Origin of the sequence: Methyloversatilis discipulorum, from assembly GCF_000385375.1 — a bacterium.
Taxonomy (GTDB): Bacteria; Pseudomonadota; Gammaproteobacteria; order Burkholderiales; family Rhodocyclaceae; genus Methyloversatilis; species Methyloversatilis discipulorum_A.
The window spans coordinates 2,333,104-2,353,995 of the sequence record NZ_ARVV01000001.1 but is presented as its reverse complement, the minus strand read 5'-3'; the positions used below and the strand labels follow the sequence as shown (position 1 = coordinate 2,353,995).

Sequence of the window (20,892 nt, the reverse complement as noted above, 5' to 3'; positions counted from 1 at the left end):
GGATCGACAGATGAACGAAGCACAGGCAGCGAACCCCGAACCCCGACTGACTTCCCTCTCGCACGGCGGCGGCTGCGGCTGCAAGATCGCGCCTGGCGTGCTGTCCGACATCCTGAAGCACACGGCGGCGATGCCGGTGCCGCCGGAACTGATGGTGGGCATCGAAACGTCGGACGACGCGGCGGTCTACCGCCTCAACGACGAGCAGGCGCTGATCGCGACCACCGATTTTTTCATGCCCATCGTCGACGACCCCTTCGACTTCGGCCGTATCGCCGCCACCAACGCGATCAGCGACGTCTACGCGATGGGCGGCCGGCCCATCCTCGCGCTGGCGCTGGTCGGCATGCCGATCAACGTACTGTCGACCACGACAATAGGTCGCATCCTGGAAGGCGGCGCGTCGGTCTGCCGCGACGCCGGCATCGTCGTTGCCGGTGGCCACACCATCGATTCGGTCGAGGCGATCTACGGTCTGGTAGCGCTCGGCATCGCCCATCCGGACCGCATCCGCCGCAATGCCGACGCGCAGCCGGGCGACGTGCTGGTGCTGGGCAAGCCGCTCGGCGTCGGCGTCATGTCGGCCGCGCTGAAGAAGGGGGCGCTGGACGACGCCGGCTATGCGCGCATGATCGCCAGCACGACCAAACTGAACACGCCCGGGCCGGATCTGGCGGCGCTGCCGGGTGTGCATGCGCTGACCGACGTGACCGGCTTCGGCCTCGCCGGCCACGCGCTCGAACTGGCGCGTGGCTCCGGCTGCGACGTGGCCATCGAATGGTCGGCAGTGCCGCTGCATGCTGGCACGCGCGAGCTCGCCGCGCAGGGCTTCGTCACCGGTGCATCGAACCGCAACTGGGCCGGCTACGGCGAGCGCGTCGTGCTCGCCGACGGGTTCGCGGCGGAAGACCGCGCGCTGCTCACCGATCCGCAGACCAGCGGTGGCCTGCTCGTGTCCTGCGCGCCGGAGGCGCTGGACGCAGTGATTGCCACCTTCCGCCGTCACGGCTTCGATGCCGCGTCCGTGATCGGCCGCGTCGGTGATCGCAGCGCAGCGCCGGTCGTACGCGCCGGCTGATTCCGGCCGCATCGGTGGCATACTCGCCGCCGTTCCGTCCGCCCGGATGGTGAAACTGGTAAACACAGCGGACTTAAAATCCGCCGCCGCAAGGCTTACGGGTTCAAGTCCCGTTCCGGGCACCAACACAGGAACAACCGACTCAGGTCGTGGATCTGGCGCATTCTCCCTGTGGGAGCGGCCTTGGCCGCGACTGGGCCGTTGCGGTTCGCCGGCTTCGATCAAGGCTGCTGTCGGGGGGCAGAAGACCCTTCCCACCGCATCGGGCGTGGAACGCCCGTCCTGCCGGCGATCGGCGGTTCGGCTTTCGCTGCGCACAAGGCCCGCCGGACGTCGGATTCCGCCGACAGCCCGCATCGTTGCCGGCCTACCGCGTGACAGCGGACCTCTCCCTAGACTTCAGATCAAGCCGCGAGCGATCGACATCGCGTGCTGACCGATCAATGACTGCGGAGAAACGCGATGAAAACGCCGATCCATACCCTCAAGACCGTATCCATCGTGGCGGTGCTGGCTGCCCTGACGACTGGCTGTGCCGGCATGAGCCGCAGCGAGAGCAACGCAATGATTGGTGCCGCGGCCGGTGGCGTTGCCGGTTCGGTGCTGACCGGCGGCAGCACTGTCGGTACGGTGGGTGGCGCCATCGTCGGCGGCGCCATCGGTAACGAGATGGGCAAGAAGAAGCGCTGAACGAGCGGGGCGAACGTGATGCCCGCTCAGGGGCCGGTGGTGCACGGATGCATCACCGGCCCCTGTCGTTTCCTGGCTGAGCAGAGCAGCGCTATGCTGACCTCCCTGCTCTCCGAAACCGATCATGCTGATCGACACTCACTGCCATCTCGACGCCTTCGAATTCGATGCCGACCGCATCGCTATGATCGAGCGCGCGCGCCGTGCCGGGGTCGGCTGCATGGTGCTGCCGGCGGTCGACCGCGACGGCTTTGGCCGGGTGAGGGCGCTGTGTGACGGACAGGCGGATCTGCGCTTTGCATTGGGCATCCATCCGCTCTTCGTGCCGGCAGCGCGACCCGACGATGTGGACCGGCTGGCGATGGAACTGGATGCGCACGACGTCGTCGCGGTCGGCGAGATCGGCCTCGATTTCTTCGTAAGCGACATCGATCCCGAACTGCAGGAGTGGTACTTCGTCGCCCAGTTGAAGCTTGCGCGTGAGCGCGGCCTGCCGGTGCTGCTGCACGTGCGGCGCAGTCAGGACCGGATACTCAAGCACCTGCGCGCCGTGTTCGGCCGCAACGGGCCGGGCGGCATCGCCCATGCCTTCAACGGCAGCCGTCAGCAGGCCGACGAATTCATCAAGCTGGGTTTTGCACTCGGCTTCGGCGGGGCGGTGACCTGGCAGCGCGCATTGAACCTGCGCCGCCTGGTGACCGAACTGCCGCTGGAATCCATCGTGCTCGAAACCGACGCACCGGACATCCCGCCGGAATTCGCCGCCGGTGAACGCAACGAGCCGGCCAATCTCCCGCGCATCGCGCAGGTGATCGCCGGCATCCGGGGCATTGCGACCGACGAACTGATCGCCGCCACCGGGGCCAACGCGCTTCGCGTGCTGCCCCGGCTGGCTGCGTCTTACAGCGCGTAGGCGGCCGAGATGCCGATGAGCCAGCTGCGTTCGCCGGCCGGTGCGTAGTAGCGTCCGGTCAGCGCGTCGCCTGCGTTGATGTACACCGAGCCTACGTAGTCCTTGTCGAACAGGTTGTCGATGCGCGCGAACTCACTGACGCGCCAGCCACCGAGCTTCTGCGTGAAGCCGCCGCGGATCGCCGCCACGCCATAGCCACCAACGCGTACCTGATTGGTGTCATCACCGAACATGCGGCCGCTGGCTCGGTACTCGATCGCGCCGTTGAAGCCGAGGCCGGCGTGGCGATATGTCAGCTCGCCATAGAAGGACTTATTGGCGATGCCGGCGATCTTGTTGCCTTCGCTCACCACGCTCGAGTTGGCCGTGATGCCCGGCGGGTTCGTACTTGCGCACTGCGCGACCAGACACGTGCGGAAGGCATCCTCGAACTTCGCGTCGATCAGCGTCAGAGCGGCATAGGCGGTGAAACTCTGCGTCAGGCGCGAGTCGATCGACAGCTCGAAGCCCTTGCGCGAGGTGTCGCCAGCGTTCTGATAGACGACGCGACCGTTCTGATTGCTCTGCGTAACGATCTCCTTCTCGGAGTCGATGTAGAAGACCGCGGCGTCGATCCGGGTGGTGTCGGTGACGTAGGACTTCACACCAATCTCGTACTGGTTACTGGTCGACGGCTTGAGGTCGAGGTTCAGGCCTGACAGGTCGTTCGGGCGATAGGCGAGCTCGATCAGCGTCGGGGCCTCGAAGCTCTGACCAGCATTCGCATAGAGATTGGTGGTCGGCGTCAGCTTGAATACGGCACCGACGGTCGAGGTCCAGTCGCTGTAATCGGCGGAGCCGCTGTCGTCAGGGTTAAGGCGGTTCAGACCCGTGTTGACGGTGAGGGTCGAGCCGCTGCAGGCCGCGCCATCGGTCGTGCAGACAAACTTGTCCTTGGACGAGAACTCGACCTTGGAATAGCGCACGCCGGCGGACAGAAGAAGCCGCTCGGTCGCTTCCACCTCACCCTGCAGGAAGATGCCGCTCTGCTCGGCGGTGTTCAGTTCGTTTCGCTTGAGCTCGCCCTGAGAGCCGTAATTGACGTTGAGCAGATTGTCGTTGGCAACCGTTGCGCCATTGCGATAGCCCTTGCGATCTTCGTCCGCGCGCTCGTATTCGGCGCCGACGGTCATCGTCGCTTTGTCGTACTTGTGCGTCCAGCGTACGTTGGTACCCCAGTAGTCACGATCGAAGGTGGACAGGCCGCCGGCCGCGCGGATGTTGTTCTGTACCAGCGCATTGATGGCCAGGTACTGCGCGTTGTTGCGGTTGCCGAGGAAGAAGGCCGCACGCACGGTATCTCGATCGGTCAGCGCGGTCTCGAAGATGACGCCGCCCTGGCTGTTCTCAAGCGTGCGACGCGTACCGAAGAACTCGGCGTTACGGACGCCGTTGGCGCCCGACAGCGCGCCGGTGCCCTGCTGCCGGCGGTCACCATTCAACTGATCGATGTTCAGGCCCAGCGGGTCCTGCCCCTGCTGGTGCATGTAGTTGCCGACAACGGTCAGTGTCGACCGGTCGCCCAGCTGCCACTTCGCCTTGAAGTTCGCCTGATCCTTGTCGGATTCGCTGTAGGCACGGTAACCGTCGGTACGGAAGTGCGACACGCTGGCGGTGTAGTTGAAAATGCCGATGGTGTCACCGAACTTCAGGCCGTAGCGGGCCGTGTCGTAGCTGCCGAACTGGAAGCTGGGGGTCAGCGTGAAGCGCTCTGGTCCGTCCTCGGTAAACACCTGCACCACGCCACCCGAGTGGTTGCCGTACAGCGCCGAGAACGGGCCGCGCAGCACTTCGATGCGGCTGGCCGAGGCGAGATCGAACAGGCCGGTACCGCCCTGACCATCCGGCGTGCTGGCCGGGATGCCGTCGGCGAACAGCTTTACACCGCGTACACCGAAGGCGGAGCGCGCGCCGAAGCCGCGGATGGTGAGCGACTGTTCCTGCGTGTAGTTCTCCTTCCCTGCCGCGGCAACACCGGGCACGCGGTTGATCACCTCGGACAGGTTCACCGTCGCGCGCTGTTCCTGGATGGTTGCCGCGTCGATCGAATCGATGGCCATCGGCAGGTCGAAGGAATTCTGTTCGACACGGGTGCCGGTGATGACCACGGTCGGGGCGAGAATCGGTTGATCGGCCATTGCAGCCTGGCCCATCAGCGCAAGCGCGAGGGCGATCGGGGTGTGACGGAGCACGATTGTCATTGGAGGTCTCTCTCTGGGTGTCTGCGGCCGTGCGCAACTGCGCGAGCCTGCTGTCTCGGATGCGCGGCGCGTCTGTGCGCGCCTGATCGAACGGGCGCGAGTATAGGCAGCCGCTGCTTACAAAGCCTCACGAAAAACTTGAACCGGCGCGCCGTACGGCCGACGACTTGCTCAGGAGGCCAGCAAGGCGGCGAGGGCGGGTGGTGCGACCACCTTCAGCGTCGACGGACACAGCCGGTGCCGGCCGAGGCGCAGCACGGCGCGGTCGCGCGACACCAGCAGGTCGGCTTTGCTGCGCACCGCGAGGTCGAAGAACTTCTGGTCCTCGCGATCGCGGCAGCGCGGCAGCGAGGTATCGGGTTGCGCCGGCAGCGGATTCAGTTCGACCCGTGCGAGGTAGTCGGCGTACAGTCGGGCAGCGGTCTCGTCGTCGAGACCGAACTTGTCGTAGCGCAGCACGGTACGCAGTTCGCGCAGGCAGGCTTCGTCGCACGACAGCCGCGCGCGACCGTCGGCCAGCGCCTGTGCCACGCAGTCCAGTTCGGCGTTGTGCCACAGCAGCAGGTCGAGTACCGCGTTGGTGTCGAGAACGATGAGCTTCACGATGTCCTTCATGATCGGCGCGCAGTGTAGGGCTTCGGCGTCGCCGCGGCGAACGTTTGCGCCCGGCGCACGGTCTGTTGCGCATCTGCGGAAGGAGGTGCGTCATGGTGTCGCAGGAGCTGCTGGCCTTTCTGGTCGACCTGGCGTCCAAGCTGTCCGGCTATCCGCCCATTCCGGTCGACGCGCTGCCGCCGGTGCAGGTGCTGTCGGAAGCCGAACTGGCGAAGGCAGTCTGTCCTGACGCCGCGGCGGGCTGCACCAATATCGCGGCCACCTTCGAGACCGAGCACTACGTCATCTACGTGCGCGATACGCTGGACCTCGAAAACGCCGCCGACAACTCCTTCCTGCTGCATGAACTGGTGCATGTGCTGCAGCACAAGGCCCGCGGCGACGCCATCTTCGCCGACTGCCCGACCACGCTGAAAACCGAAACCGAGGCCTATCAGGCACAGAACGCCTACCTGAAGCGCGAGGGGCAGTTCCTGCGCTTCGGCGAGGCGCTTGGTTTCATGAGCTGTGCCGGCGAGCAGAACACCTTCTTCACGCGCGACATCATGATCGATCCGCTGATCGTGAAGTAGCGTGATCGGTACCGGCTTCGATCAAGGCCGCAATCGCGAGCAAGCTCGCTCCCACCGAACCCTTGCTCACGCTCGGGTCACGGCGCTCGCGCATTCCCTCTGTGGGAGCGGCCTTGGCCGCGACGGGGCCGTGGCGGCAGGGGCGGCTTACCGGGACGCTGCCTCACCGTGGTCGTCGTCCTTGGGCTCGAAGCGCCCGTAGTGCAGCAGCAGCGTCGGCAGCACCAGCAGGTTAAGAATGGTCGAGGTGGCCAGACCGCCGACGATGATGGCGGCCATCGGGCCTTCGATCTCGCGGCCCGGCTCGCCCGAGCCGATCACCAGCGGCATCAGGCCGAGGCCGGTCACCAACGCCGTCATCAGGATGGACGGCAGGCGCTCGGTGGCGCCGAGGATGGCGGTATCGACGTTCCAGCGGTGGCCTTCCTGCTCGACCAGATGCTGGTAGTGCGACGCCAGCATGATGGAGTTGCGCAGCGTGATGCCGAACAGCGTGACGAAGCCGACCACCGAGCCGAGCGAAAGCCAGCCACCACCAGCCAGCGCGGCGAGGATGCCGCCAATCAGCGCGAATGGCAGGTTCACGAAGGTGATCATCAGGTTGCGCAGACTGGTGAAGGCCAGCATCAGCAGCACGGCGATGGCGGCGGCGGCGAGCAGCGAGTGGGTGACCAGTTCGCGCCTGGCCTGGGCCTGCGCCTCGGCCGCACCGGTCACCTTGTAGTAGCTGCCGGGATTCAGCTTCACGTCCTCGCGCAGCGCGCGCTGCACGTCGTCGCTGAAGCGGCCCAGATCGTGGCCGGCGGCGAGGTTGGCGGTGATGGTCTGCACGCGCTTGCCACCCGAGTGCAGGATCTTGTAGCGGCCGTTCTCGATCGCGATGTCGGCAACATCGCGCAGTTCGATCAGACGGCCGTCGGGCGTGCGCAGCGGCAGGCGGCCGATTTCGGTCGGCGAGCGGCGGTGGTCGGGGTCCAATGTCACCACCAGCGGTGTCGCCAGCGTGCCGCGATAGACCTCGCTCACCCGGCGACCGGCAAAGGCAGTCTGCGCCGCCGCCAGCACGTCCTCCGGCGACAGGCGCCACACCGCGAGCTTGTCCAGCCGCGGTCGCACGACGATTTCCGGCGTGCCCGGCGGAGCCAGCACCTGCACGTCGGTCGCGCCCTTTACCCGCGACAGCGCAGCGGCGACGGCGCTGGCGTCGGCGTCCAGGCGGTCGAGATTGGTGCCGAACACCTGAACCACCAGCGTCGCCGGGAAGCCGGATTCGGTCTCGCCTATGCGCTCGGTCAGGAAGGTATTCACCGAAAAGGCGAGGCCGGGGAAGCCGACGGTGTTCTGCGCCTCCTCGTCCGAGCGGTCCTCGTCGCCGTCGTCGCCGGTGACGGTGCGCCGGATGTCGGCCAGGATGCGCTCCTGCTCCTTTGCCGGCAGCGGACCGATCTCGATCTCGACCTCGCTGTAGTGCGGGCCGAAGGGGTCGGCGCCGTTCTGTGCGCGGCCCACCCACTGCGCCACCGACTTCACGCCTTCGATCTCGAGAATCTTCTCGGTCACGCGCTGACCCACGCGCAACACCTCGCCCGGCGCGGTGCCCGGGATCGTGGACAGGTGCACGATGTAGTGACCTTCGCGCAGCGGCGGTATGAATTCGCCGCCGAACAGCGGCAGCACGCCGATGCCACCGGCCAGCATGAACATGACGCCGGCGATCAGGCCATGCGGGCGGCGTTCGATGGCGCGCAGCGTGCGCTCGTAGCGCGGGCGCAGCCAGCGGATCAGCGGCGGGTCGTCGTCCGGCAGTTCGCGCCGTCCGAGCATGAGCCAGCTCATCGCCGGCGTGACCGTCAGCGCCACCACCAGCGAGGCGAGGATGGCCAGGATGTAGGCGGTGCCCAACGGCGCAAAGAGCTTGCCCGCCACGCCCGACAGCGTGAGCAGCGGCACGAACACCAGCGCCACGATGAAGGTGGCGTAGACCACCGAACTGCGCACCTCCATCGACGCGTCGAACACCACCTTCCAGGTTGGCACCGGCGAACCGTTGTGGCGGTTCTCGCGCAGGCGGCGGTAGATGTTCTCGCAGTCGATGATGGCGTCGTCCACCACTTCGCCGAGCGCGATCGCCAGTCCGCCCAGCACCATGATGTTCAGGCTGGCACCGGTCTCCAGCATCACCAGCACGGCCGCCAGCAGCGACAGCGGAATCGCGACCGCCGAGATGAAGGCGGTGCGCAGGTTGTAGAGAAAGAGGAAAAGCACGACGATGACCAGCGAGGCGCCTATGATCACGTCGGCGCGCACGTTGCCGAGCGCGGTCTGGATGAAGTTGGCGGGCCGGAACAGCGCCGGGTGCAGCACCAGCTGCTCGCGTTCGAGCAGAGGCGCCAGATCGGCCAGCGCCTTTTCCAGTTCCAGCGTGACACCGAGCGTGTCGGCGCCGAGCTGACCCTGCACCATCATGAAGACGCCCGGCGTGCCATTGATCTGCGCCGCACTGATGGCTGGTCCAGGCGCCTCGCGCACGCGTCCGATGTCGCCCAGCGCAAGCGAACGGCCATCGGGCAGCGTCACGGTCAGCTGCTCGAGGCTGCGCGCGGTCGAGGGCGTGGCGTCGATGGCGATCAGCAGGCGCTGATTGTCGTTCTCGACGAAGCCGGCGCCCGCGACTGTGGCGGCGCTGCGCGCCGCCGTTTCGACGTCGGCCAGCGTGACGCCGAGCGCGCGCAGGCGGGCCGGGTCGAGCTGTATCTGCCATTGCCGCACGTCACCACCGAATACATTCACGTCGGCAACACCCTGCACCGCCAGCAGGTGAGGGCGCACGACAGAATCGACCAGATAGCGCATGTCCATCAGGCTGCGCTTGTCCGACGTGAGGCCAACGCCGAGCAGCGTCGACGCCGATGACGTAAGCGGCGTGATGACCGGCGTGACGCCGGCCGGCAGCAGCGCGCCCAGCGTACCCAGGCGTTCGGCGACCAGCTGGCGGTTGCGGAACAGGTCGGACTTCTCGTCGAAGATGACGGTCACGACCGACAGGCCGGGGATGGACTGCGAGCGCAGTTCCTTCAGTCCACGGGTGCCGGACACCGCTGCCTCGATTGGTGTGGTGACGCGTGTTTCGACCAGATCGGCCGGCAGTCCGGGCGCTTCGGTCTGGATCACCACCTGCGCCGGCGCGAACTCCGGGAACACATCCAGCCGCGCATCGACCATGCGGCTGACCGCGTAGATCGTCAGCACCAGCGCAAGCGCCAGCACGATGCCCGGCCGGCGGACCGAGAAGCGGACGATGGCTTCAATCATCGCGCGCCCCTGCCGGTTGTGCTTTGCCTGAGCTGTTGCTCCTGTAGGAGGTGTCTTCCGACCCCGACAGCGACCCGAATCGACGCCCGCGGCATGCCCCGGCCATGTCGCGGCCAAGGCCGCTCCCGCGGGAATCGCGCCGGAGCGGGGGCGTGCAGTGCTTTGCTGCCGCGCTCAGTCATCGTTCTCGTCCGCCAGCGTGTGCTTCAGCTCTTCCGACAGCAGCAGCTGTGCGCCACGGGTGACGACGCGGGCGTCGTCCTCAAGTGCCGGCGCGAGCCAGCCGTCCGGGCGCTGCGATTCGGCGGGCAGGGCCTGGCGGATGAATTCCTCCGGCTCGTCGTCGTCGCGCACATAGATCCACGGCAGGCCGGCGTACCAGACCACCGCGCTGTTCGGCACCAGGTGCAGCACCGCGGTGCCGGTCACGCCGCGGGCGGCAAGGCGGGTGCCGGTCGGCAGCACGCGCTCGGTCTTGTACAGCCAGGTTTCGCCGGCCGCGTGCGCCAGGCTGCGCGGTGCGAGACCGATGCGGCGCGCTTCGATCGATTCGTCGCCGTCGGGCAGACGCAGCTGCATGGTTGGCGGCGCGTCGCCGGCGCCGCGCAGCGCGATCGCCACCAGCGAGGCGCGGCGGTCGGCGAGCTTGTCCAGTTCCGGCGGCGCCTCGCCGGATGCGGTGCCGCCGAGCGCGCCCCAGCCCTGCACCAGTCGCGCATGCAGACCGTCAGCGCGGGCGCGCGCCGCGGCCAGTGCGCCACGGTCCTGTTCGGCCTGGCTGCGTGCGGTCTGCAATGCGCGCTCCGACGCGTTGCGGTCGTCGCTGTACAGCGCCTGGATGCGGTCACGCTCGGCTTCAGAGCGGGCCAGTTGCGAAGCGAGCCGGGCGATGTCGGCACGTGCTTCCTGCAGCTGCGCGCGCAGTGCGAACAGCGGCTCGACGTCGAGTACGGCTGCCTGCGCCTCGCGCTCGGTGCCGGCGCGCACGGTCAGCGGCTGGCCGACCTCGATGCCGCTTGCCTTCTGCGCTGCGGCCGTCAGCTTGACGCTGCTCATGCCGCTTTCGTCGCGCTCGACCAGCGAGGGCACGGCAATGTCGTCGTCGGCGGGCGCTTCGTAGAGCTTCCATTCGTCGCGTGCGTAATAGATGAGCGCCCAGACCAGGGCGATGATGAGCAGGCCCATCAGGAACATCGCGCGATGTGGTGTCAGTGCTTTCATGGCTGTCCTTCCGTGGCGGCGCCGGCGGCAAGCGGGCGCTGCATGGCGTCTTCGAGCGCGAGGCGCGAAGCCAGCGTGCGGGTGCGCGCCTGCAGCAGCCGGATGTCGGCTTCGAGCAGGCGGGTGAGGGCGAGCACGCGGTCGAGCCGGTCGGCGTCGCCGCGGGTGAAGCGCTGTTCGGTGCGGGTCAGCTGCAGCCGCGCTTCGTCGTGTTCCGCTTCGGCGCCGTCGGTATCCAGCGTGGCGGCCTTGACCCGGGCGCGCGCGAGGTCGAGTGCGGCGAGTGCCTGCGACTGCAGCAACAGGAAGTCCTGCGCCGCGATCTCGCGACGCGCGACGGCTTCGGCGATCGGACCGGCCTGGCGTTGCGCCGCGAACAGCGGCAGCGAGGCGCCGAGTTTCCAGACGGTCGCACCCTGGTCCCACAGCAGGCCTGGCTGCAAGCGGATTTCCGGGTATTGCGCGCGCAGTTCGACCTGCAGGCCGGCTTCGGCAGCGGCGTGGCGGGCCAGCGCGCGGCGCAGATCGATTCGGTCCAGCGTCACCGCGCTGCGCAGCGCGTCGTCGGCGGGCAGCGGAGGCGGCTGTTCGAATTCATCGAAGTCGAGCGTCAAGGCATCGACAGCCGACAGCGGCAGCGCGAGTGCCTGCGCCAGTTCGCCGCGGGCGCGGATCTGCCGCTGCTCGGTCAGCACGTAGCGCGATTCGGCCTGTGCGGCCGCGGTGCGCGTCGTCGTCAGATCGAGCGCGTCGGCGGCGCCGAGGTCGTAGCGCTTCTGCATCGCCGCCTGAGCGTCCAGCCAGCTCACGACCAGGCGGTCCAGCAGTTTCAGTTCTTCGCTGGCTGACCATAGTTCGAGCAGCGCGCGGCGCGCGTTGCTGCGTATCGTCCACGCAGCGTCGGCCTCGTCGAGCAGCGCGCTGTCGGCCAGCAGGCGGGCGCGTTCGATCCGCGCTTCGCGTACCGACTGACCGGTGATCGCAAGGTCCAGCGCCAGCCCGATACTCCACGCCGACTGGCCGGGGTCGCGCTCGTTGGTGCGTTCGACTTCCGGCGCCAGCACTGTGCGCGGCTTCAGGCCGGCGGTCTGCAGCTCGGCGCGGGCAAGCTGGGCGCGGGCGCGTGCCTGCGCGGTGGCCGGGTGACGGTCGAGGGCGGCCAGCACCAGTTGCTCAGGCGCCCATTTCGCCGGCGGCCATTGCGCGACATCCATATTGCGCTGCGCCAGAAAGTCGCGCGTCTGCGCATCGGTCAGCAGGCGTTGGCGGAACGCCGACTGCGACGCTTCGGGCTGCAGCGGCGCTGGCTCCACGTGCTGCATGGCACAACCGGACAGGGCCAGAAGCGGCAGCAGCAGTGGAAGAAGTGAGGTGAGGCGCTGCATCCTGATTTGTTATTCTGGGCCGCGTATGGACGCCGAATGCTAACGATGCTGACAGTTGAGTGCAAATCCGCAAGCGCCGTTGCCGGGCGCCTGTGGCGGTCGATGATGGGTGGGCTGTTCGCCCTGACGGTGAGCGCTTCGATGGCGGCGGAGACGCTGCCGATGAAGGAGCTCGCGCCGGGCGTGTTCGTGTTCAACGGTGTCACCGCGGAGCAGGACGCGCACAACCGGGGTGCGATCTCGAACCTCGGTTTCATCGTCGGAAGTCGCTGCGTCGCGGTGATCGACACCGGCGGATCGCCGGCGGTCGGTGCCGCGCTGCGCGAGACCGTCCGACAGAAGACGGCGCTGCCGGTGTGCTACGTCATCAACACGCATGTGCACCCGGATCACGTGCTGGGCAACCAGGCTTTCGTCGCCGACAAGCCCGAGTTCGTCGGCCACGCCAAGCTGCCGGCGGCATTGGCGGCGCGCGGTCGCAACTACATCGCTTCGGCCGAGCGCCTGATGGGCGAAGCCGGGCGCGGGGTGGAACTGGTCGCGCCGACGCGCACCGTCAGCGGCGAGGACACGCTGGACCTCGGCGGACGCGTGGTGCGCCTGCGCGCCTGGCCGACCGCGCACACCGACAACGACCTCACCGTGCTCGACGAAACGAGCGGCACGCTGTTCGCCGGCGACCTGCTGTTCGTCGGTCACATGCCGGTGGTCGACGGCAAGCTGCTGGGCTGGATCAAGGTGAACGCGCAACTGGCTGCGCTCGACGTGAAGCGCGTCGTGTCCGGTCACGGCGACGCGGGGCCCGCCTGGCGGGAGGCGTTTGCGAAACAGGGGAACTACCTGCAGGCCCTCGCCGATCAAACGAGAGCGGCGATCAAGGCCGGCCGCAAACTGGCGCAGGCCGCCGACGAGGTGGCGCGCGATCAGGTCGGCAACTGGGAACTCGCTGATCTGTTTCACAAGCGCAACGTCACCGCGGCGTATGCCGAGCTGGAGTGGGAAGATTGAGGTTGGCGGGGCGCGGTGCGCCTGCGGCGGGAAGACGGCGATGATGCGAGGGCCCTGTCGCGGCCAAGGCCGCTCCCACGACCGCGGCTGCCTGGCGACCTGGGTTACAGAACAATCGAGCGATCGGCGTCAGACTGATCGTCGCGGAGCAGTCCATCTGGAGGAGAAGAACATGAGTATTTCGCGCAGGCTGGCCTTTTTGCTGGCCGGCTTTCTGTGGGTCGCCGGTGCCCAGGCGGCCGACGACGGGTCCGACACGGCGATCTGGGGCAAGGTGAAGACGCTGCTGGTCGGTGATCGTCCGGTGATCGACGACACGGCAGGCAGCGTGATCGAACTGGAAGCACCAGTCCGCGCCGAGGATGCGGCGGTGGTGCCGCTGGCGGTACGCACAAAGCAGCAGCCGGGCGGCGTGCACGTCAGCAAGGTACACCTCGTGATCGACGAGAACCCGTCGCCTATTGGCGGCACCTTCACCTTCTCGCCGATTGCCGGACGCGCCGACATCGAAACGCGGGTGCGCATCGAGGCCTACAGCTGGGTGCGCGCGCTGGCCGAAACCAGCGACGGCAAGGTCTATATGGCGCGCCGCTACGTGAAGGCGTCGGGCGGCTGTTCGGCGCCGGCCGGCAAGGATCAGGAAGAGGCAATGGCGCGCCTGGGCAAGATGAAGCTGAAGCTCGACGACGACGCCGTCGCCGGTCAGCCGAGCGCGGCGCAGCTGATGATCAGCCACCCGAACAGTTCAGGTCTCGCCATGGACCAGCTGACGCGCCTCTACGTGCCGCCGCATTTCGTGCGCCGGGTCGAGGTGAGCTACGCCGGCGAGCCGGTGATGACTGCCGACGTCGATTTCTCTATCAGCGAAAACCCCAACTTCCGCTTCTGGTTCGTGCCCAAGGGCGAGGGCGAACTGAAGGCGGTCATCGTCGATTCGAAGGACCTGAAGTTCGAGAGCGCGGTGGCCATCCGGCCGGGTATGAAGGGCGGCAGCTGAGCGGCGCGGCCGGGCAGGGCGCGGCCGGCGATGCCGGCCGCAACGGGCATTACTTGATGAAGCAGCGCTTCTTCGATTCGGACACGATGCCCATGTATTTCTTGACCGCGTCCTTGGTCTGATCGGTGCCGCGGAACATGCCGCCGCGCTCACCGCTCATGGACGACGAGCGGCTGAAGCTCGACAGTTCGACGTATTCGTCGTAGTTCAGCTTTTCGGCGATCTCGTCGATAAGGCACGAACACTTGTAGATGTACTCGTGGTTGTTGCCATAGGTCTGCAGACATTCGAGCGCGAATTCGACGCGCGACGAGGTCGGGTAGTCGTTCGCTGCAGAAGCCAGCCCCGGCGCGAGCAGGGTGGCGAGCGTGGCGACAGTGATCTGGAAACGATGGAAGTTCAAACCGGTTCTCCTCAATTGTTATCGACGGACTTGTTATCTGCGAACCTCGGTGGCTCGGCCTCGTCGGGTGCAGAAAAGGCTAGCACAGCGCTGAAGACCACCGTCGGTATGCCCAAGTTTCGCGGGATTCTTTCCTTGTTGCGCGGCGCGGTCATCGCGATTTTCTGGTTCCTGCCCGCAGCACTGCTGCAGGCGCAGACCTTGCCGGCGCTGACCGTGCGCACGCTGGCCGACGGCGTGCACGTGCTGCCGGCACCGGCCTTCGACGTGACCGCCGATAACGCCGGCTTCGTCACCAATATCGGCGTGATCGAGGACGCGCGCGGTCTGGTGCTGATCGGCACCGGCACCAGCCACCGTTTCGCACAACACCTGAAAAGCTTCGTCGAATCGCGTTTCGGCAAGCCGGTGATCGCCGCGGTCAATCTGTATGGCGGCGGCGACCACGTGCTGGGCAACGGTTTTTTTGTGTCACGGGGTGTGCCGGTTGCGGCGCAGATTGAAACAGACCGCTTCATCCGGGCCAGTTGCCACACCTGTGTCGAGCGCCTGACCGCGGCACTGGGCGAAAATATGATGTCGAGTACCGAACCGACGCCGGCAACGGTGGTGTTCGAAGGTACGGGCCACTTGCCCGGCGTTTCGCGCAGGCTGAAGCTGCTTCATTTCGGCCACACTTTCCAGCCCGGTGCGACGGCGCTGCTCGACGAGGCAACGGGAACACTTTTTGCCGGCGAGCTGGGCGCCGCGCACTATCTGCCCGATCTGTACAACGCGCAGGAGCGCGGCTGGCGCGACGCGCTGGCGCAGCTGGGCCGGATGGACGTGAAGCAGGTGGTGCCGGCGCACGGCGCACCGGGTGGCCGCGAGGTGCTGGATGCGCCGCGCCGCTACCTCGACACGCTGATCGCGCAGGTCGATGCGCTGTTCGAGCAGGGTGTGTCGCTGCTCGAATCGCTGGAGAAGGTCGAGGCCGTCGGCTTCAATGACTGGTATGGATACTCGGTGTGGCACCGGCGGAACGTGCATTTCGCCTATCTGCACCGGGAGCAGGGCGAGTTCGGCGCATTGACGGACAAGGGCGCAGGACCGGAAGAAGGACAGCACTGAACAATGCGAGGGTGTCGGTACAGGCGCCCCGAAAAATACATCGCGGACAAAAGCGAAGAAGTCACGCACAACGAACTGACTGAAGAGGATCACCGTAAATGTCGGAACCGTTTTCCATCCCGCTGGAACAGATGCGCCGCATGGTCAAGCCGACGCCCAAGGGGCGCGCGCTTGACCAGAAGGCGGTGGACGAGGTTCGCGCGCTGCTCGGCAAGATGCCGCGCCGCCGCGACCTGCTGATCGAGTGCCTGCACCTGCTGCAGGACAATATCGGTGCCGTCCACGCCCGCCATCTGGCTGCCCTGGCGGCGGAGCTGAAGATGTCGCAGGCCGAGGTGTACGAGGTCGCGACCTTCTATCACCACTTCGACGTGGTCCGTGAGGGCGAGGCCGCGCCGCCGGAACTGACGGTGCGCGTCTGCGAAACGCTGTCCTGCGCGATGGCCGGTGCCGACGAACTGCTGCACAAGCTGCCGGGCATCCTCGGCACCAAGGTGCGCGTCATTCCGGCGCCCTGTGTCGGCCGCTGCGAACAGGCACCGGTGGTCGTGGTCGGCCAGAACGCGCTCGGTGGCGCCACCGAAGCGGCGGTCAAGGCCGCGGTAAAGGCGAAGGAAACGACCGCGCCGGCGCCGAAGTACATCGGCTACAAGGCCTACCTGAAGGCCGGTGGCTACCAGCTGTTCCGCGACCTGGTCGAAGGTCGTCGCGACCCGGAAACCGTGATCACCGCGATGGAACACTCCGGCCTGCGCGGTCTCGGCGGCGCCGGCTTCCCGGCCGGCCGCAAGTGGCGCATCGTGCGCAGCGAGCCGGCCCCGCGCCTGATGGCGGTGAACATCGACGAAGGCGAACCCGGCACCTTCAAGGACCGCTGGTACCTCGAGCGCGACCCGCACCGCTTCCTCGAGGGCATGCTGATCGCCGCCTACTGCGTCGGCATCGGCGAGGTCTACATCTATCTGCGCGACGAGTACGCCCATGTGCGCGAACTGCTGCAGAAGGAACTGAAGAAGCTGCTGGCGGATCCGCCCTGTGCGCTGCCGCCCATCCACCTGCGCCGTGGCGCGGGCGCCTACATCTGCGGCGAAGAGTCGGCGATGATCGAATCGATCGAAGGCAAGCGCGGCATGCCGCGCCTGCGTCCGCCCTACGTCGCCCAGGTCGGCCTGTTCAACTACCCGACGCTGGAACACAACATGGAAACCGTGTTCTGGGTGCGCGACATCGTCGAGAAGGGCCCGGAATGGTTCTCCAGCCAGGGTCGTAACGGCCGCAAGGGCCTGCGCTCGTTCTCGGTGTCCGGCCGGGTGAAGAAGCCGGGCGTGCATCTGGCGCCGGCCGGCATTTCGGTCAAGGAGCTGATCGCCGAATACTGCGGCGGCATGCTCGACGGCCACACCTTCTACGGCTATCTGCCGGGTGGCGCCTCGGGCGGCATCCTGCCGGCATCGATGGGCGACATTCCGCTCGACTTCGACACGCTGCAGCCGCACGGCTGCTTCATCGGTTCGGCCGCGGTCATCATCCTGTCCGACAAGGACACGGCGACCGACGCCGCGCGCAGCATGATGCACTTCTTCGAGCACGAGTCCTGCGGCCAGTGCACGCCCTGCCGCGTCGGTACCTCGAAGATGAACACGCTGATCGACAAGCCGGTGTGGGACACCGCGCTGGTCGAGGAACTGTCGCAGACCATGGTCGATGCGTCGATCTGCGGTCTCGGGCAGGCGGCACCGAACCCGGTGCGCTGCGTGATCAAGTATTTCCCTGACGAAATCAAGTGAAGGGACGGCAACCCATATGAACGCACCTCTTGATCCCGCGGTCGCCGCGGAAAGCATCGAATTCACGCTCGACGGCCAGCCGATGAAGGCGCGCGTCGGCGAGACCATCATCCAGGCTGCCGCCCGCCAGGGCGTGGACATTCCGCACCTCTGCTACAAGGACGGCTATCGCCCGGACGGCAACTGCCGCGCCTGCGTCGTCGAGATCGAAGGCGAGCGCGTGCTCGCCCCCAGCTGCTGCCGCGCGCCGACGCCCGGCATGAAGGTGAAGGCCGAATCCGAGCGCGCCGTGAAGGCGCAGAAGATGGTGGTCGAGCTGCTGCTGTCCGACATGCCCGAGAAGACCTACAAGCCGGATTCGGAACTGGCCTACTGGGCCGGCAAGCTCGGCGTGACCGACTCGCGCTTCGAAGCGCGCGAACAGCCGCCCTGCGACGAATCGCACCCGGCGATGAGCGTGAACCTCGACGCCTGCATCCAGTGCAACCGCTGCGTGCGCGCCTGCCGCGAAGAGCAGGGCAACGACGTGATCGGCTATGCCTTCCGCGGTTCGGACTCGAAGATCGTGTTCGACCAGGACGACCCGATGGGCGCCTCGACCTGCGTCGCCTGCGGCGAATGCGTGCAGGCCTGCCCGACCGGCGCTCTGATGCCGGCCGGCGGTGTCGGCATGGTGAAGGCCGACAAGAAGGTCGATTCGGTCTGCCCGTACTGCGGCATCGGCTGCCAGCTGACCTACCACGTCAAGGATGACAAGATCCTGATGGTGACCGGCCGTGACGGCCCGGCCAACGAGGAACGCCTGTGCGTTAAAGGCCGTTTCGGCTTCGACTACGCGCGCCACCCGCAGCGTCTGACCAAGCCGCTGATCCGCCGCGCCGACGCGCCCAAGCACAAGGACTTCGTGGTCGATCCGGCCAATCCGCTGACCGCCTTCCGCGAAGCCACGTGGGAAGAGGCGCTGGCGCTGGCCTCGGGCAAGCTGCGCGAAATCCGCGACAGCAAGGGGCCGAACGCGCTGGCCGGCTTCGGCTCGGCCAAGGGATCGAACGAAGAGGCCTACCTGTTCCAGAAGCTGGTGCGTACCGGCTTCGGCACCAACAACGTCGACCACTGCACCCGCCTGTGCCACGCCTCGTCGGTCGCCGCACTGCTTGAAGCGGTCGGTTCCGGCGCCGTGTCCAACCCGGTGCGCGACGTGCTGCATTCGGAAGTGATCTTCCTGATCGGTTCGAACCCGCTGGTGAATCACCCGGTCGGCGCGACCTGGATGAAGAACGCAGTGCGCAACGGTGCCAAGCTCATCGTGTGCGACCCGCGTCGCAACGACCTGCAGCGCTACGCAACCCACTTCCTGCAGTTCAAGCCGGACACCGACGTGGCCATGCTGAACGCGATGATGCACACCATCATCGAAGAGGGCCTGGTCGACGAAGCCTTCGTCAATGACCGCACCTCCGGCTTCGAGGAGCTGAAGAAGAACGTGGCCGACTTCTCGCCCGAGAAGATGGCCAAGATCTGCGGCATCCCGGCGGAAACGCTGCGCGAGGTCGCGCGCATGTTCGCCACCTCCAAGGCCTCGATGATCCTTTGGGGCATGGGCGTGTCGCAGCACGTGCACGGCACCGACAACGCGCGCTGCCTGATTTCGCTGGTCATGATGACCGGCCAGATCGGTCGCCGCGGCACCGGCCTGCATCCGCTGCGCGGCCAGAACAACGTGCAGGGTGCGTCCGACGCCGGCCTGATCCCGATGGTATTCCCGGACTACCAGGCGGTCGGCAACCAGACCATCCGCCAGAAGTTCGAAGAACTGTGGGGCACCACGCTGGACCCGAATCCGGGCCTCACCGTGGTCGAGATCATGGACGCCATCCACGCCGGCAAGCTGCACGGCTGCTACATCATGGGCGAGAACCCGGCGATGTCCGACCCGGACGTCGACCACGCCCGCGACGCGCTGGCCAAGCTCGACTGGCTGGTCGTGCAGGACATCTTCCTGACCGAAACCGCCTACTTCGCCGACGTGGTGCTGCCGGCCTCTGCCTTCCCCGAGAAGACCGCGACCTTCACCAACACCGACCGCCAGGTGCAGCTGGGCCGCGCCGCGATCAACCCGCCGGGCGACGCCCGTCAGGATCTGTGGATCATCCAGGAAATGGCCCGTGGCCTGGGTCTGGACTGGAACTACGGCGGTTCGAAGGACGTGTTCAACGAAATGCGCAAGGCGATGCATTCGATCGCCGGCATCACCTGGGAACGTCTGGAGGCCGAGCATTCGGTCACCTACCCGTGCGAGAACGAGGGCGACCCGGGCGACGAAGTGGTGTTCATCGACAAGTTCCCGACGCCCAACGGCCGCGCCAAGCTGGTACCGGCCAAGCTCATCACCGCCAACGAGAAGCCGGACGCCGAGTACCCGATGGTGCTCATCACCGGCCGTCAGCTGGAGCACTGGCACACCGGCTCGATGACCCGTCGCGCGTCGGTGCTCGACAGCATCGAGCCGATCGCTACCGTCACCGTGCATCCGGACGACGTCGCGAAGCTGAAGGTGAAGGCAGGCGATGTGGTCACCGTCGAATCCCGCCGCGGCAAGATCGCACTGTACGTGCGCATCGATCCGCACGTGCCGGTCGGTTCCGTGTTCATTCCGTTCGCGTACTACGAAGCGGCGGCGAACATGCTGACCAACCCGGCACTCGACCCGTTCGGCAAGATTCCGGAGTTCAAGTACTGCGCCGTGCGTCTGAAGAAGGGCGGCACGCCGACCCAGCTGTCGACCTACGGCGGTGGACAGGCGAAGCCGGTGACGGCGTAAGCGCAAGCTGCAGCAGTGAAGACCGGGGCCTTGAGCCCCGGTTTTTTTTGTCATGCGTCGGCGAGCGCTCCTGTAGGAGGGGTCTTCTGACCCCGACACCGGCCAGTAACGAAGGCTGTGCAACCGGCATCGGCCCTGTCGCGGCCAAGGCCGCTCCCACAGAAGCTGCGCTCGACCCACGGCCGGAGCTTGGCTGGGGTTCTGTGGGAGGGGTCTCTGACCCCGACAGCGGCCGGGATCGAAGGCTGTGCGGCATGCATCGGCCCTGTCGCGGCCAAGGCCGCTCCCACAGCGGTTTCGCCGGACCCGCGGCTGGAGCGCTGTGGGCGGGGTCTTCTGACCCCGACAGCGGCGCTTGCCTTGACCAGCCCTCCGCATTTCGCATACCCTGCGCTCGCCTCAGGTGCCCTGCGCAGCGTTCGCTGCAAGGGGTGAAACGGGAAGTCCGGTGCGCAGCCGCATTCGCGGTCTGCTATTCCGGCGCTGCCCCCGCAACGGTAAGCGAGTCGTAGCGATCCATTCAGCCACTGTGCCTTCGGCACGGGAAGGCGGATCGCACATATCCCCTCGTGAGCCCGGAGACCGGCCTGGCGCAATGGGTCTTTCGACCCGACGACCGATGGCTGCGGTGGGCGGCCTGGGGCGCATGCGTTCGCTCGGCCGTGTTGCGGCCGTCCTATCCGTTCCTGTGCGTTTCTCGCGCGGCCTGCCGTGCGCCATCGGATTTTCTGCACTTCGCC

15 protein-coding genes, 1 tRNA gene and 1 riboswitch are annotated in these 20,892 nt (G+C 66.9%); of the genes, 10 read left to right on the top strand and 6 right to left on the bottom strand.

Going from position 1 to position 20,892, the window contains the following annotated elements; all coding sequences use genetic code 11:
- Window positions 1–10 precede the first annotated feature (10 nt).
- The 4 genes from selD (at window position 11) to METRZ18153_RS0111150 (ending at window position 2,681) form a co-directional block, all read left to right on the top strand.
- A complete protein-coding gene (gene selD / locus METRZ18153_RS0111165) occupies window positions 11–1,078 on the top strand; it encodes a selenide, water dikinase SelD (RefSeq protein WP_020164823.1) in 1,068 nt (355 codons plus the stop codon).
- A 40-nt stretch (window positions 1,079–1,118) separates the two neighbouring features.
- Window positions 1,119–1,203: transfer RNA gene (locus tag METRZ18153_RS0111160), tRNA-Leu, on the top strand.
- Window positions 1,204–1,540: 337 nt separating this feature from the next.
- Window positions 1,541–1,768, top strand: coding sequence for a glycine zipper 2TM domain-containing protein (locus METRZ18153_RS0111155; RefSeq protein ID WP_019918139.1), 228 nt, complete (start codon window positions 1,541–1,543; stop codon window positions 1,766–1,768).
- Between the two features lie 124 nt (window positions 1,769–1,892).
- A complete protein-coding gene (locus METRZ18153_RS0111150; protein WP_020164822.1) occupies window positions 1,893–2,681 on the top strand; it encodes a TatD family hydrolase in 789 nt (262 codons plus the stop codon).
- Here the strand turns inward: METRZ18153_RS0111150 and METRZ18153_RS0111145 are convergent.
- Together METRZ18153_RS0111145 and METRZ18153_RS0111140 are read right to left on the bottom strand one after the other, a co-directional pair.
- Window positions 2,669–4,921 carry a TonB-dependent receptor family protein gene (locus tag METRZ18153_RS0111145; protein WP_020164821.1) on the bottom strand — a complete coding sequence of 751 codons (2,253 nt, stop codon included), beginning with the start codon at window positions 4,919–4,921 and terminating at the stop codon, window positions 2,669–2,671. The genes METRZ18153_RS0111150 and METRZ18153_RS0111145 overlap by 13 nt on opposite strands.
- A gap of 171 nt (window positions 4,922–5,092) precedes the next feature.
- Complete coding sequence (locus METRZ18153_RS0111140; RefSeq protein WP_020164820.1) at window positions 5,093–5,536, bottom strand: putative toxin-antitoxin system toxin component, PIN family; 444 nt, start codon at window positions 5,534–5,536, stop codon at window positions 5,093–5,095.
- A gap of 92 nt (window positions 5,537–5,628) precedes the next feature.
- Here METRZ18153_RS0111140 and METRZ18153_RS0111135 point away from each other — a divergent pair, with 92 nt between their 5' ends.
- A complete protein-coding gene (locus METRZ18153_RS0111135; protein ID WP_020164819.1) occupies window positions 5,629–6,108 on the top strand; it encodes a DUF6647 family protein in 480 nt (159 codons plus the stop codon).
- A gap of 147 nt (window positions 6,109–6,255) precedes the next feature.
- Here METRZ18153_RS0111135 and METRZ18153_RS0111130 read toward each other — a convergent pair whose 3' ends face one another.
- The 3 genes from METRZ18153_RS0111130 to METRZ18153_RS0111120 form a co-directional block, all read right to left on the bottom strand.
- Window positions 6,256–9,420 carry an efflux RND transporter permease subunit gene (locus METRZ18153_RS0111130; protein WP_020164818.1) on the bottom strand — a complete coding sequence of 1,055 codons (3,165 nt, stop codon included), beginning with the start codon at window positions 9,418–9,420 and terminating at the stop codon, window positions 6,256–6,258.
- 174 nt (window positions 9,421–9,594) lie between these two features.
- On the bottom strand, window positions 9,595–10,641 hold the full coding sequence (locus METRZ18153_RS0111125; RefSeq protein ID WP_020164817.1) for an efflux RND transporter periplasmic adaptor subunit: 1,047 nt from the start codon (window positions 10,639–10,641) through the stop codon (window positions 9,595–9,597).
- The gene (locus tag METRZ18153_RS0111120) at window positions 10,638–12,026 is read right to left on the bottom strand and encodes a TolC family protein (RefSeq protein ID WP_020164816.1); all 1,389 of its coding nucleotides are present in this window, start codon (window positions 12,024–12,026) and stop codon (window positions 10,638–10,640) included. The genes METRZ18153_RS0111125 and METRZ18153_RS0111120 overlap by 4 nt, the downstream gene beginning before the upstream one ends.
- Before the next feature lie 105 nt (window positions 12,027–12,131).
- Between METRZ18153_RS0111120 and METRZ18153_RS0111115 the strand changes: the two genes are divergently transcribed.
- Both METRZ18153_RS0111115 and METRZ18153_RS0111110 read left to right on the top strand, forming a co-directional pair.
- Window positions 12,132–13,034, top strand: a complete 903-nt coding sequence (locus METRZ18153_RS0111115; protein WP_020164815.1) for a quinoprotein relay system zinc metallohydrolase 2 — start codon at window positions 12,132–12,134, stop codon at window positions 13,032–13,034.
- Window positions 13,035–13,206: 172 nt separating this feature from the next.
- The gene (locus METRZ18153_RS0111110; protein WP_020164814.1) at window positions 13,207–14,031 is read left to right on the top strand and encodes a quinoprotein dehydrogenase-associated SoxYZ-like carrier; all 825 of its coding nucleotides are present in this window, start codon (window positions 13,207–13,209) and stop codon (window positions 14,029–14,031) included.
- A gap of 49 nt (window positions 14,032–14,080) precedes the next feature.
- On the opposite strand, the gene METRZ18153_RS0111105 is transcribed toward METRZ18153_RS0111110, so the two are convergent.
- Complete coding sequence (locus tag METRZ18153_RS0111105; protein ID WP_020164813.1) at window positions 14,081–14,434, bottom strand: hypothetical protein; 354 nt, start codon at window positions 14,432–14,434, stop codon at window positions 14,081–14,083.
- A 108-nt stretch (window positions 14,435–14,542) separates the two neighbouring features.
- Here METRZ18153_RS0111105 and METRZ18153_RS0111100 point away from each other — a divergent pair, with 108 nt between their 5' ends.
- From METRZ18153_RS0111100 to fdhF, 3 genes are all read left to right on the top strand, one after another.
- Window positions 14,543–15,544, top strand: coding sequence for an MBL fold metallo-hydrolase (locus tag METRZ18153_RS0111100; RefSeq protein WP_029143702.1), 1,002 nt, complete (start codon window positions 14,543–14,545; stop codon window positions 15,542–15,544).
- 98 nt (window positions 15,545–15,642) lie between these two features.
- The gene (locus METRZ18153_RS0111095; RefSeq protein WP_020164811.1) at window positions 15,643–17,331 is read left to right on the top strand and encodes an NAD(P)H-dependent oxidoreductase subunit E; all 1,689 of its coding nucleotides are present in this window, start codon (window positions 15,643–15,645) and stop codon (window positions 17,329–17,331) included.
- 16 nt (window positions 17,332–17,347) lie between these two features.
- Window positions 17,348–20,152, top strand: a complete 2,805-nt coding sequence (fdhF, locus tag METRZ18153_RS0111090; RefSeq protein ID WP_020164810.1) for a formate dehydrogenase subunit alpha — start codon at window positions 17,348–17,350, stop codon at window positions 20,150–20,152.
- 384 nt (window positions 20,153–20,536) lie between these two features.
- Window positions 20,537–20,757, top strand: a riboswitch (cobalamin riboswitch).
- Window positions 20,758–20,892 lie beyond the last annotated feature (135 nt).

Coding starts and splice junctions, on each gene's coding strand:
- selD (WP_020164823.1), top strand. CDS start 11: ATGAACGAAGCACAGGCAGCGAACCCCGAACCCCGACTGACTTCCCTC.
- METRZ18153_RS0111155 (WP_019918139.1), top strand. CDS start 1,541: ATGAAAACGCCGATCCATACCCTCAAGACCGTATCCATCGTGGCGGTG.
- METRZ18153_RS0111150 (WP_020164822.1), top strand. CDS start 1,893: ATGCTGATCGACACTCACTGCCATCTCGACGCCTTCGAATTCGATGCC.
- METRZ18153_RS0111145 (WP_020164821.1), bottom strand. CDS start 4,921: ATGACAATCGTGCTCCGTCACACCCCGATCGCCCTCGCGCTTGCGCTG.
- METRZ18153_RS0111140 (WP_020164820.1), bottom strand. CDS start 5,536: ATGAAGGACATCGTGAAGCTCATCGTTCTCGACACCAACGCGGTACTC.
- METRZ18153_RS0111135 (WP_020164819.1), top strand. CDS start 5,629: ATGGTGTCGCAGGAGCTGCTGGCCTTTCTGGTCGACCTGGCGTCCAAG.
- METRZ18153_RS0111130 (WP_020164818.1), bottom strand. CDS start 9,420: ATGATTGAAGCCATCGTCCGCTTCTCGGTCCGCCGGCCGGGCATCGTG.
- METRZ18153_RS0111125 (WP_020164817.1), bottom strand. CDS start 10,641: ATGAAAGCACTGACACCACATCGCGCGATGTTCCTGATGGGCCTGCTC.
- METRZ18153_RS0111120 (WP_020164816.1), bottom strand. CDS start 12,026: ATGCAGCGCCTCACCTCACTTCTTCCACTGCTGCTGCCGCTTCTGGCC.
- METRZ18153_RS0111115 (WP_020164815.1), top strand. CDS start 12,132: ATGGGTGGGCTGTTCGCCCTGACGGTGAGCGCTTCGATGGCGGCGGAG.
- METRZ18153_RS0111110 (WP_020164814.1), top strand. CDS start 13,207: ATGAGTATTTCGCGCAGGCTGGCCTTTTTGCTGGCCGGCTTTCTGTGG.
- METRZ18153_RS0111100 (WP_029143702.1), top strand. CDS start 14,543: ATGCCCAAGTTTCGCGGGATTCTTTCCTTGTTGCGCGGCGCGGTCATC.
- METRZ18153_RS0111095 (WP_020164811.1), top strand. CDS start 15,643: ATGTCGGAACCGTTTTCCATCCCGCTGGAACAGATGCGCCGCATGGTC.
- fdhF (WP_020164810.1), top strand. CDS start 17,348: ATGAACGCACCTCTTGATCCCGCGGTCGCCGCGGAAAGCATCGAATTC.